This window comes from Thauera sp. 2A1, from assembly GCF_009469595.2.
Classification (GTDB): Bacteria; Pseudomonadota; Gammaproteobacteria; order Burkholderiales; family Rhodocyclaceae; genus Thauera.
In genome coordinates, this window is record NZ_SSXV01000024.1 from 69,770 (window position 1) to 82,188 (window position 12,419).

Consider the following 12,419-nt stretch of genomic DNA (forward strand, 5'->3'; position numbering starts at 1 on the left):
GTGTTCGTTTCTCCTTCGTCCATGCGTCAGGGATTGGTCACGGCCGCGGCGACCATGCTTTGAATCTGCCCTTCGTCGAGCCCGACCGATCGCCACACCCTGTGGCTGTGCTCGCCCAGCGCCGGCGGTGCCCGGTCAAGGGCGAGGGGCAGGTCGCAAAAGTTCCAGTACGCGCCGACCTGTTCGAGGTGCCCATACACCGCGTGCGGATAGGCGGCGTGCAGCCCCGCCCGTCGGCAGCCGTCGTCGTCGAGAAAGCTCAGACCGGGGTTTTCGAGCGCGGGCTCGCAAGGCACCCCCGCCGCGGTCAGACACTCGCAGGCCGTCTCGCGGCTGAACGCCGCAAACCAGGCCTCGCGATCGTTCCCGGCCAAGGCGGCGAGCGCCCGCGCTTCCTCCGGCCGCAGCGCGGCGACAGCCAGCCAGCCGTCCGCGCAGCGATACAGACGGTGATCCGGCGACACGCCGGTCTGCGCCGCGTCGAGGTGATCGATCGGGGACAGACTGCCGTCGGCGCGCATCACGGCCTCGCCCACGGTCAGTAGCGTCGCGCCGAGGAGCGATGCCGCCACCGCCTGTCCGTCGCCCGTTATCTGGCGCTGAAAATGCGCGAGCAGGAGTGCGAACACTGACGACAGCGCGGCGAAGTAGTCCCCGACGCCGAAGCGCAACCACATCGGCGGCCTCCCCTCGCCGCCGCATTCCACTTCCCAGCCGCAGGCCGCCTGCATCAGCTGGTCGAACCCGGGCCAGTCCTTGCGCGGTCCCAGCGGACCGTAGGAGCTGATGTGGCAATACACAAGCGCCGGATTGATCGCCTTCAGCGTTTCGTAGTCGATACCCAGCTTGTGCGCGGCCGGCAGGCGGACGTTGTGATGAACCACGTCGGCCCAGCGCACCAGCGCCGCGAGTGCCGGTTGTGCGGTCGGATCCCCGAGCTTGAGCGTCGCACCGAGCTTGCCACGCTGCGTGCCGGCGAAGATCCGTTCCAGACGGCGCATCGCATCGCCACCGGGGGGTTCCACCTTGATGACTTCGGCGCCGAGGTCGGCGAGGAGCTGCGTCGCGAAGGGCCCCGCAAGGTAGGCGCCCAGGTCGAGCACCCTGAGGCCAGTGAGGGGTGCGCTCCCCGACTGCCCCTTCGGCACGCCGTCGAATGCTTGCGCGCGCGGGACGCTCCAAGCCGGGTCCGATTCAAGCGGCAGCAACCCGCCGCGCAGGCGCGGGGGAGGGTCGGTGGTGTACGCCGGCCCGGGTTCGAACACGTGACCGAGGACGGGATCGTCCACCATCACGACAAATCCGTTGGCACGCGCCTGTTCGTCGCGGTATATCTCACCGAAAGGGGCCGCAACCTGTGCGGCCACGTCGTGCTGCCAGAAGTGTTCGACCCATTCCTGCGCAGGGCGCGTGGCAATGATTGCCCTATTCGCGCCGAAGTTTGGCGCAACGTGGCTGGGTGGATATTTCGCGTTCTCGGCCGCGACCGCCTCGGGCCCCATCGCTGCGAGCGCCTCTGCCATCCAAGGCGCCTTGTCCGGCGAGTAGTGCACATGGATCCAGCGCCCGTCGAAGCATCGGTGCAGCGGAATAGGCGTCGTCTTGTCGAGCCCTTTCACGAACACCGGTGTCGGCGTCTCGGCGCGTGACCAGTGCATGCTCATCGGTGCGAGCGCGGCCTGGGCGAGGCTGGTGTGAGCCGCCCCGCCGCGCCCGTCGCGTCGACGTGCGATCAGACGCGCCATCACCCCGATGACGCAGAACCAGGCGGCGAGCCAACTCGCGAATGGCATGCGGACGAAGATCGGGCCCGGCCGATGACCAGGCTGCTCGTCGAGCAGACCCAAGCGCGCGAGCACGAGCGATTCCCGCGGCAAGGCCTCGGCGAGTGGATGCCGGGATGGCCAGCCGGTGATTGCCGAGACAACAAGCTGCGGGCATGCTGCAGCAAGCACGTCGTCCGCCAGCCCCAACGCCGCCGCACGGCGGGGTATGAAGTCGTGGATCAACACGTCGGCGTCGGCCAGCAAGGCACGCAGACGCCCGCGCCCATCATCGCGATCCAGGTCGAGCTCGACCCGACGCTTTCCCCTGTTGAGAACGGAGAACAAGGCCGTGCCCTGCTCCGCATCGCTGCCCGGCGCTTCGATGCGGATGACTTCCGCACCCGCCTCCGAGAGCAGCAACCCGGCCGCCGGACCGGGGATGCCGCATGCGATCTCGACGACGCGGATACCGGCGAGGATGCCTTCGTGCATCGCCCTACTCCGCGTACGCCTGCTGCACATAGGTCATGCGCCCACCCGCTAGCATCAGCGCGCAGAACATGTTCAGTTCGACGATCTGGGCGGTGGAAAAATGGCGGCCGAGCTCGGCGAATACCGCGTCGTCGATGGCCATGTAGTCGGCCGCAAAGAGCTCGGCGTATCGCAGCGCCGCCTTCTCGTGCGGCGAAAAACGAGCATCGTCCGCGCTCAGGCAGGCGATATCCTCCTCGCTCACCGCGTCGTCCTTGCGCGCGAGCTGACACGCCTTGCAGGTCGTGATCGAGGCGATCCTGAGCCGCACCAGCTCGCGGAGGCGGCCGTCGAGCACCCCACTCACGTGCATCGTTTCCAGGGTCGCGAGCCAGGCTTGGGCAAGCTCGGGGCGATGTGCCCAGACCTGCACCGGGACGGTGGAACTCAACATGCGGTTGGCGCACCCCCGCGCCACTGCGTCGGCAAGCGGTGCAGGCAACGCATCGAGGGGAATGGGCTGGATTCTCGCCATGGTGGGTCCTCGGTTGGGATGAACGGATTGCCCGGCGAGACGTCGGTCAGAACGCTCAGGCAAGGCTGCAGAACTTCGACGAGCCACCCGACCCTGCATGAAGCGCTCGATCGCGGGGTCGAGCGGCCTCACCGATGCACAGCCTCTCGTAGTTATATGTTCAGTTTTTGCATTTTTGTTCAAATATACGACTGAATCCCCTCCGAAACAAGAACGGCGTGATCTGACCGGGTGTCAGAACACGCCGCACCTGCCTCAGGATGTAGAGAGGACGTTCGCAATCGCGGTTTTTCCCGACCGCGCCGTTACTGCCCGTTCAGGGCTGACGAATGAAGTAGCGCACGTGGAGCTTGCCGCCCTCGTCGAAGCGATAGAGCTCGATGGTTTCGATCGTCACATCGGTCCCCTTCACCCTGTTGCGGTTGTGACAGGCCGCCTCGCAGCCATTGATGATCATCGCGACCTCCTCGATGTCGATCTTGGCGTTCTGCGCGGTCCACATCGCTTCAAGCACCGGCCACCCGTCAGCGGGCGGTCGGCCGACGTATTCGATTGAGAGACCGCCGGGCGCGACCTCGCGGTAAGCAGCCAGAAAACCTTCCTTGTCGGAGGCGTTCCATCGGGCAAGCTGTGTGTGCAGGAAATGCTCGATGGCCTTCGCGTCGATGCTCATGGGAGCTCCTTTTTCGTGTCTCGTGTTGATTGGGCGCGTCAGAGTTCGCTGCCGCGCACATTGCGCGCGCTGCCGTTGCGGCGGTCCGATTCGCCCCAGGCCATCCAGCGATCCGGCTCGCGCGTATCACCCACACGCCTCCAGCGGCCTTCCTGTTGCGCGGTGATCGGGAATCCGCCGACAAAGTCCATCATTTCGCCTTTCGGATCAGGCAGGAACTCCCACTCCTCCCGGCCATCGACCACGATACGGGCAGTTTCGGCGAAATAACTTCCCTCCTTGTGTCGCACCTCGCCCTCGATATCCGTCGTGCAATAGATCTCGCCCTTGTGGTTCTGGAAGATCGCGTAGCCCAGATTCTCGTGACCGACCATAAACGAGCCCGCATCCCAGGTCCCGTCCTTGTAGATCGTCGCGAACGACCACCAGATGACGTGCATCTTGTTGTTTACGACGAGGTCCTTCTGGAAGTGAATGGCGCCGCCGTCGGCCATCCACGCCTGGTCGAGCGCGATGACGCCCTTCACCGGACGCCCCTCGCAGATGCCGGACACGTCGTAGAGTTGCGACACGTAGAAGGTGCCCCAATCCTCGCCGGGCAGGTACCACTGCATGCCGTTGCCGATAAGCGGCCCGCCGATGTCGAGAAGCCCCTCCTCCTTCCAGCTGAAGAGCTCACCCGACGCGGTGATCAGCCACGGCTCGCCGGGTTCGCCGTCCAGGCTGGACCAGCAGGCGGTATCTCCTTCCAGCCAGCGTTTAGGGAACATCGTCATCGCGCGAGGCAGGATCCTTTCCTTGTCGACCCGAATGTGGCGCTCGTCAATCCGGGTGGACTGATAGATGAACTTTGTCGGATTGGGGGAGCTGCCAGGCGCATTTACGGCACGGACGAAGGAATAGATGTGCCCTTCTTCGTCGCGCACACTGCCGAAGGGCATGTGCTTGGTGAGCTTGAGCCCAAAATGATCACGCAGGTCCGCGAGCTTGGCGCCGCTGACTTTCTGCGGTCCGACCAGGCATTGATAGGCGAAATCGCCCCGTTGAGGAACGGTCTGGAAGATTCTCATCGTTGAATTCCGGAAGAGGTCGGGAAGCCGCCCGTGCGCGCGACGGGCGGGAACGGTGCCCGGGTTCAGTCCCAGATCACATGCACGTGGGACGCGCCGCGCAGCTGGGCACCTTCGATGACCGGTGCGGGCTTGTCCGGGTCCAGCCGCAGGTTCGGAAAGAGATCGAGGATCGCGTTGATCGCGCAATTGAGCTCCACCTTGGCAACGAACTGTCCGATGCACATGTGCGGGCCGAACCCGAAACCGAAGGAGGGCTTGAGCTTGCGGTCGATGTCGAACTGGTCCGGGTTCTCGAACACCTCCTCGTCCCGGTTCGCCGATACCACCATGCACTGCACGAACGACCCCTTGGGGATCGTCACGCCGTGCAGTTCCACCTCCTTGGCCGTCTCGCGCACCTTGAAGGTCGCCACCGGCTCATAGCGGACGGCTTCGTCGATCAGCTTGGGCACCAGCGAGCGGTCGGCCCTGACGCGATCGACCAGCCCCGGCGTCGTCAGCAACAGGGTCATGACGGAACTGAACGTGCGCGTGGTCGTCTCGCCCGCCGCCGGCAACAGCGAGCGCACAAAGGTGATGACCTGGTGGTCGTCGAGCCTCTCGCCCTCATATTCGGCACGCAGCAGGCGCCCAATGATGTCGTCGCCGTGGGAGCCCTCGGCGCGGCGCTTGACCACCACCTCCTGAATGGCGTCATAGAGCAGTTTGACCGCAACCCCGGCATTGCGGCGCGCCTCATCGATCTTCTCGGGGTCGACCTGGTTGCCTCCGACCATCGCCAGGGTCCATGCCGCGTACTTCTTGTACTTCTCGGTGTCGTCCGTCGGGAAACCCATCAGCGCGTACATTTCACGGATCGGGAAGTACAAGCCGAAGTCCATCAGATCCGCCTTCCTCTGCGACACCATCGGCTCGAGGAAGTCCTTGCGGATCACGTGGTCGATCTGGCCCCGCCACTTGTTGACCGTATCCGGCATGAAGGCCGGTTGCAGCAAGGCCCGCACGCGCCGGTGTTGCTCGCCGTCCATCGCGAGAATGATCAGGCCATCGAAGAATGCCCCCAGTCCCTCGGCAATGAATCCGTTGGTGTAAGTGTCGGCATCACGCAGCACGTTCATCACGTCCTTGTAGCCGAACAGCGCGAACGTGGGCCGAGTGCCCTGTTTGAGGCCGGCGTTCGTCGGCACGCCGAACTGCTTGATGAAGTCCCCGACGTAGATCGGGGACTTGCCGCGCATCGCCCGGCACGCGGCGTGAATGTCGCCTTTGCCCTTGTAGGTTTCCGATACGGCCGTGTATGCGGTTTCGAGGTCGAGGTTGAGGATATCGGTGCTCACGGTTGTCTCCTGTGTGGCGCCCGTTGCTGCGGTTATCGAGAAACAACCGCCAGACACATGCGCATTTTTTGCAAAAGCGTCCACATCCTAACCATCAAATCGAAGCGGTGGCCGATTCGGCAGCGACTGTCGTTTGACCTCGAGTCAACTGCGCTAAGCTTCGCGGACAACAAGCGGAAACGAAATCTTCCAACATGCCCAGCTCTTCCCGAAACCCGAGCAAGTCGACCGAACGCGCGGCCCCCGATAAGAGGGAGACCTTGCGCCGCATCAGCGCTGCGGCGCGACGGGAATTCGCCGCCAAGGGACTGGCGGACGCCCGCATCGACGATATCGCCCATGCCGCCGGCGTCACAAAACAGCTCGTTTATCACTACTTCCGGAGCAAGGAGGAACTCTTCGCCTGCGTGCTGGAAGACTCGTCCGCGACGACCATGGGCGAACTCGTCGCGGTAGAACTGGATCACCTGGCGCCACGTGACGCGCTGCGGGCACTCCTCAACCACATGATCCGGCCCTATTGCGACCCCATGCTGAGCGCGCTCGCACAGGAAGGGATCCGCTACCACGAGAGCCATGCCACGCCGCGCAACAGCTTTGTCGACCTCGCTCCCGAGCTCAAGCGCAAGATGCGCAGCGTGCTCGCTCGCGGGGCCCAAAGTGGCGATTTTCGTGCGAACGTCGACCCGGACCTGTTCCTCGCCGCAGCCGCGCAGGTGACCACCAGCGCCTTCGTCAGCCGCTACACCGTCGTCACCCTGTGCGGCCTGGACGTGGCGAACGCCGACGACGCGGACACATGGCGACGCTTCGCGGTCGACTTCGTGCTGGCTGCCGTCGAGCGCGAGCGCAGCGACCAACATCCGCTCATGCGGCCCGACGCCCCGCCGAAGACGCCGCCCGAAGCGGCCTGACAGCTACGGCCACCTTGCGCGACGCGCGCCACATCAGCGTGCGAGGAAACGCTTCACCCGACTGGCGGCGATCCGTCCCGGCAAGCCGTTGACCCCACCACCCGGGTGGATGCCCGCGCCTCCGAGGAAGAGTCCTGCAACCGGCAGGCTGTCCCCACCCAATCCCGCCGCCGGCCTCATCATCGCGGAACGCGTGGTGCTCGTATCCACATGCACCACGCAGCCGCGATGCACATTGAGCCGTTTCTCCAGGTCCGGCGCGGCCTCGACCCGACGACCGATCTCGAATTCCTTGAGACCCAGCATGTATTCGGCGGCCTGGTCGATGACCGTCTGCCCTACCCGGTCCCTGATGGCATCCCATCCTTCGCGCGGCTCGACCGGCGTCGCAACGGGATAGAGGTAGGCCACGTCCTGCCCCTCTGGCGCCTGCCCAGGATCGACAGCGGTCGGGACCGTGATCCACATGTAGGGCAGCTTCGACACCTCGCCGCGCGCGGCGCAGCGGAAGTTGTCGAGCACGGCATCGGAGGTGCCGATCAGGAGCACGCTCTTGCGCAGACTCAGCCCGTCGGCCCGCAGGGCTTCAATGCGGCGGTAATTCACCTGGCTACTGAGCGCGACATCGACCTTCAGTGGCGATGCCCCGTGGCCGTTGGCCGGCGCAAGTGCTACGCGAGTTAGCGTGCGCCGATCGAGCGCCCCGGGCGTAACCATTTCCAGCGCCATCTTCGGGTGGATCGACGCCACCACGGCTTTCGCCGACAGTACACGTCCGTCCTTGAGTCGCACCCCCTTCGCCCGACCATCGCCGGCAATGATCTCCGCCACCGGCGCAGAAACCAGGATCTCCCCACCCAGCTCGCGCAACCGGGCTGCCAGCGCATCCGACAACGCCTGAGTCCCCCCCACGGCGCGACCCAGCCCGAAGCGATGGATGAAGCCCAACAGCGCGAAGTAGATCCCCGTCGCGTCGTTCGCGATGGGTCCGGCCGCGCCAAGCAGGCAGCACAGCGCCGACTGTACGACCGGATGCTCGAAGCGCTCCATGATCGACGTGTACGCCGGACTGCCGATGAGCGCCATGATTTCCGGTTTCAGATGGCGGTTCCTGAGGACCGCCTTCAGGGCCTGCCATTTCGCGCCCAGGTTGCGCTGCGCGGGGTCGACACGCATCATCGGAATGGCCATGTCGATGAAGGCATCCACGAGCTTCATCAGTGCCAGGAACTCCTCCGCGTCTCGGGACGAGAAGCGCCGGATCTCGGCCGCAGTCTTTTCCGGCTCGCGCCAGAACACCAGCGAATTGCCATCCGGATGGACGTACACATATCCGGGAGACATTTCGACCTGACGAAACCCATGACGCTCGAGCTGCAGCTCCTGCGGCATCATGGGATGAACCCGGAGCGACATAAGATCAAGCGCGCAGGGGTTGATCAGATGCCGGGGCGCCTCCGGAATCAGGTAACCACTGGAGGCCATGCCGCCGATCTTCTCGCGGGCCTCGATGACGACGACACGTTTGCCTGCCTCGGCCAGATAACAGGCGGCCGCCAAGCCATTGTGCCCGCCACCGACGATCGCCACGTCATAACTGTTTGCGCCACTCATTCTGTCTCCCTCCGGGGTGTACCGGATGCGCTTGTTGGTGAAATGCGTCCGATTCGACGAACCAACCGATTGAAGCACAGCGCCCCGGCCGGACACGGCGGAGCGGTTTGACGCGGAGTCAAAGCGCAGTGGAAGACGGACGGATGCCGCACCCTCACTCGTCCGCAGCGGCGGGCGGACGCGGCGTGTTCAGCGGCGGGAAACGCGGCCCTGCATCAGCATGGCGAACATCCGCTCGAGGCGGCGCGGCAGGCTTCGGCGCTCAGGGCCGGCGGGGACGAGAATCTCACTGAGGATGTATCGGACCAGCAGTTCGCAGGTGAGCTCGCGGTCGATTTTGATTCCCGCACGCGACTCCCACGCATCGAAGACCGGCCCAAGCACGTCCTGGAACCGGATCACCGAGTCGGGGAAGATGCGCTGCAGCCAGCGCATTGCGTACTCCGGCGCGACCACGAGCAGCCGTCGTGCATTCCCGCGCTCGAGGTAATCATCGACGAATCGCAATACGGCGTCGAAACGTTCGTCCGGATCGGTATACGGAGCAGTCGCCTCGATCAGCGCGGCATGGAAACGATCGCGCCGATGACGTGAAAACGCGTCCAGGAGATCGTCCTGCGACGAAAAATACCTGTAGAACGTCCCACGCGAGATGCCTGCGGTCTCACAAACGTCGAGGATATTTACCCGGTCTGCTCCGGACTCGAGAATCACCGCTTCGGTAGCGTCGAAAATGCCCAGGATCGTGCTTTCGGACCGCCTGTTCCGGCGAACTGCCTTCACGGCCTTGACCGGCGCGGGCTCGGCGCCCTCCTTCGCAGAGGCGGTCGCGCGAGGCTTCTTCACCTTTGCCTTTCCCGCCTCGACTGCTTCCGCCATCTCCGCTCCCCGAGAATTCACCGATGGATGATTGTAGCGTGCCCCAACCGCATGAACATCCGAGCCCCCATCAAAATGATCACTACGCCTCCTTATATTTGACAGTTTTTCTATTTGTGTTTATGTTTTGCCGTCACAACGAAAGCTGCACATCACCCCAACACGGCGAATCGGGACAGGAGACATTACATGGCAGGCATGGGCAATCAGGAAAGCTGGTCGGTCGGCCCACAGGATACGGTCATCGCGGCACTCGACCGGGCAGTTGCAAAGCACCCCGAGCGGGTGCTGCTCGACTTCGGCGGCGAGCTTTACACTTACGGCCAGGTCGACCAGCTTTCGACGCGCCTCGCCCACTCGCTCGCAGCATTGGGCGTCCAGGCCGGGCAGACCGTCCTGAGCATGCTCGACAATAACATCGATGCAGTCGTGGCCTGGCTCGCCATCAACAAGCTGTGTGCCGTGAGTGTCCCCGTCAACACTGCGCTGCGGGGCGAGTTCCTCCGCCATCAGATCGCGGACTCGCAGGCTGCAATTGTGATCTGCGAGGCGGATTACGTCGAACGCATCGCGCAGGTGGCGGACGGATTGCCGGAAGTCCAGCTGATCCTTCACCGCGCCCACCTCACCAAGGTCCCGGAGTGCCGCGCCCGCATCACGCCGCTGGACGAACACCGCGGCCGGCGCGACGACGCGATCGAGACGAAGCCGAATCCCTGGGACCTTGCGTGCATCGTCTATACCTCGGGCACCACCGGGCCGTCCAAGGGCTGCATGCTGAGCTACAACTACATGTGCAATCTCGCCCGCCTCCAGCTGCGCGCGGGACCGGCAACCGAGAACGACATCACCATCACCCCGCTGCCGCTCTTCCACATGAACGCGCTGTGCGTCGGGATCCTCTCGAACATCATGGTCGGCGCCCGGGTCGCGATCGTGCAGCGCTTCTCGGTATCCAATTTCTGGCCCGAAGTCGAGCGCAGCGGCGCCACAATCGCGTCGATCCTCGGCAGCATGGGCGGACTACTCGCCCAGGCGCCGGACAACGAGTCGATGAAACGTTGCGTCGGACAGATCCACACCGTGCGCGGCAACCCCTTCACCGAGGAATCGAAGAGGATCTGGCGCGAACGCTTCGGCGCCAAGCAGGTGGGCGGCAATGGCTACGGCCTCACCGAAGCGAGCGTCATCACCTCGCTACCCGGCGGCGAGTACGCAGCGCCCGGCTCATCCGGGAAGCGCATCCCCGACTTTGACGTGCGCATCGTCGACGACCTCGATCGTGAGCTTCCGGCCAACACGCCGGGCGAGATCGTCGTTCGGCCCCTGCGCCCCGACATCATGTTCATGGGCTACTGGGGACGCCCCGCCGACACCATGAAGCTGTTGCGCAACATGTGGTTCCACACCGGCGATATCGGAAAATTCGACGAAGAGGGTTTCTTCTATTTCGTGGACCGCAAGAAGGACTACCTGCGCCGGCGCGGCGAAAACATCTCGAGCTTCGAGATGGAAGCCGCCTTCGCGGCGCATCCGGCCATCGAAGAAGTTGCGGTCCACGCCGTGCCTTCGGACAAGGGCGAGGATGACGTGAAGGTCACAGCGATTCTCAAGCCCGGCAGCTCCCTCATGCCCGAAGAATTGTTCAAGTGGGCAATCGATTCCGTTCCCTATTACGCCCTCCCCCGCTATATCGAATTCCGCAGCTCGATGCCCAAGAACCCGCAGGGCCGGGTGCTGAAGTACCAGTTGCGCGAAGAGGGCAAGACGCCAACGACCTGGGATCTGGAAGAGACCGACATCAAGGTCAGCAAACGCTGATTCCCATAAGGCAGAAAAACGGAGAGGAAGACATCATGAGCATCTTTACCCACGTCACGCTCGGGACGCGCGACATCGCGCGCGCGAAGACCTTCTACGACCAGGTTCTAGACCCGCTTCAGTTCAAGTGCCTGCTTGAGGTCGAAGGCAAGGCCTGCGGCTGGGGTATCGAGGCACCGCAGTTCATGATCCTCTATCCGCGTAACGGAGAACCTGCAACTACGGGTAACGGCATGACCATCGGCCTCGCAGCCCCGACCCGCGCTGCCGTGCGCGAGTTCCATCGGCGTGCGCTTGAACTCGGGGGTACCTGCGAAGGCGCCCCAGGCCCCCGACCTTTCGCGCCGCATGCCTACGCCGCATACATACGCGACCTCGACGGAAACAAGCTCGTCGCCTCCTGCCGCAAATCTGAAGAAGAGGGCTGAACACACAAGACTCGGTACACCGCAGGCGGAAGACGACAGCGTGGTGCGCGAGGTGCCGCCAACATGTTTCGGCTACTCCCCGTGGCGACAATAGCCCCGGGGATGCATAAGCCCGGTTGGACCGAGATGGAGGCCGTCGCACGGAATCTACATGGACGGCGGCAGCATTCGCACTGCCGCCGTTCGAACTGTTCCTGGCGGCCGGGCGCAAAGGCCGAGAATTTGCCGCACCCCGGCCCGCCCCCCGTAAACAGCTTTCGCCTACACTCTGCTCCGGCCCACGTGTAGCCCCGTGCCCCTGATCCGCGCAACTGATGCCCGCTTGCACCGGGCGCACAGCCAGCACCCTCCCGACAATAATGATTTCCGTGACACTTATTCCCCTTGCCGTCCCTGCAAGTAGCGATTTGGCATTCTAGTTTCTCGATGCCAAGCCCCCACCGGAGAGAAGTCGTTCGCCGAGGATGAAGGCAGCGAAGACGCTCATCCGAAGGGAAGATCACGAGGATGGTCGGCATACACCGAGTGGGATATTATTGCCGGCTAAAGGATGAACTAGCCGCCACATGCTTCATCACTTACAGCAAGGATCGGCCCCCCGGGGTTCGACACTTCACCCCGATTTTCGCCCCTTTTCGGAAAGTGCCTCCAGCGCCGGCGCGGGTTTGAAGGCCGCGACCGCAAAAGTTCTGTGGTGGCACGTTTGTAACAGTCACCTTCAAACTTGACGAGGCTTTGTGCCTGGGTAGAGTGGGGGCATGCACGTCAAGCTCACCACCTCCGGAGGTCGCCGCTACGTCCAACTCGTCGAGTCCTATCGCGACGAAGCCGGACGGGTAAAGAAGCGCACCGTCGCCACGCTCGGCCGTGCCGAGCAGGTCGATGGTTCGCTTGACGCGGTGATCAAT

At 63.9% G+C, this 12,419-nt stretch carries 10 protein-coding genes; 3 read left to right on the forward strand and 7 right to left on the reverse strand.

The genetic code is table 11. The annotated features are described in order from the left end of the window. Positions 1-26: 26 nt before the first annotated feature. The 5 genes from GH664_RS18410 to GH664_RS18430 all read right to left on the reverse strand — a co-directional run bounded on the left by GH664_RS18410 (position 27) and on the right by GH664_RS18430 (position 5,855). Positions 27-2,258, reverse strand: a complete 2,232-nt coding sequence (locus GH664_RS18410) for a CoA transferase (RefSeq protein ID WP_153169533.1) — start codon at positions 2,256-2,258, stop codon at positions 27-29. 4 nt (positions 2,259-2,262) lie between these two features. After that, positions 2,263-2,772, reverse strand: a complete 510-nt coding sequence (locus tag GH664_RS18415; RefSeq protein ID WP_050416200.1) for a carboxymuconolactone decarboxylase family protein — start codon at positions 2,770-2,772, stop codon at positions 2,263-2,265. 316 nt (positions 2,773-3,088) lie between these two features. Then, positions 3,089-3,445 carry a hypothetical protein gene (locus tag GH664_RS18420; RefSeq protein WP_096447438.1) on the reverse strand — a complete coding sequence of 119 codons (357 nt, stop codon included), beginning with the start codon at positions 3,443-3,445 and terminating at the stop codon, positions 3,089-3,091. A gap of 38 nt (positions 3,446-3,483) precedes the next feature. Then, a complete protein-coding gene (locus tag GH664_RS18425; RefSeq protein ID WP_153169534.1) occupies positions 3,484-4,515 on the reverse strand; it encodes a hypothetical protein in 1,032 nt (343 codons plus the stop codon). 65 nt (positions 4,516-4,580) lie between these two features. Beyond that, the gene (locus GH664_RS18430) at positions 4,581-5,855 is read right to left on the reverse strand and encodes a cytochrome P450 (protein ID WP_096447440.1); all 1,275 of its coding nucleotides are present in this window, start codon (positions 5,853-5,855) and stop codon (positions 4,581-4,583) included. 260 nt (positions 5,856-6,115) lie between these two features. Here GH664_RS18430 and GH664_RS18435 point away from each other — a divergent pair, with 260 nt between their 5' ends. Beyond that, positions 6,116-6,769: a TetR/AcrR family transcriptional regulator gene (locus tag GH664_RS18435; RefSeq protein ID WP_096452357.1), complete on the forward strand. Its 654-nt coding sequence runs from the start codon at positions 6,116-6,118 to the stop codon at positions 6,767-6,769. Positions 6,770-6,802: 33 nt separating this feature from the next. Here GH664_RS18435 and GH664_RS18440 read toward each other — a convergent pair whose 3' ends face one another. Beyond that, positions 6,803-8,383 carry an NAD(P)/FAD-dependent oxidoreductase gene (locus GH664_RS18440; protein WP_050416205.1) on the reverse strand — a complete coding sequence of 527 codons (1,581 nt, stop codon included), beginning with the start codon at positions 8,381-8,383 and terminating at the stop codon, positions 6,803-6,805. A 189-nt stretch (positions 8,384-8,572) separates the two neighbouring features. Next, a complete protein-coding gene (locus tag GH664_RS18445) occupies positions 8,573-9,262 on the reverse strand; it encodes a TetR/AcrR family transcriptional regulator (protein ID WP_096447442.1) in 690 nt (229 codons plus the stop codon). Positions 9,263-9,451: 189 nt separating this feature from the next. Here GH664_RS18445 and GH664_RS18450 point away from each other — a divergent pair, with 189 nt between their 5' ends. Both GH664_RS18450 and GH664_RS18455 read left to right on the forward strand, forming a co-directional pair. Continuing rightward, positions 9,452-11,083, forward strand: coding sequence for an ATP-dependent acyl-CoA ligase (locus GH664_RS18450; protein WP_153169535.1), 1,632 nt, complete (start codon positions 9,452-9,454; stop codon positions 11,081-11,083). A gap of 35 nt (positions 11,084-11,118) precedes the next feature. Beyond that, positions 11,119-11,511, forward strand: a complete 393-nt coding sequence (locus GH664_RS18455) for a VOC family protein (RefSeq protein ID WP_096447446.1) — start codon at positions 11,119-11,121, stop codon at positions 11,509-11,511. Positions 11,512-12,419: the final 908 nt, after the last annotated feature.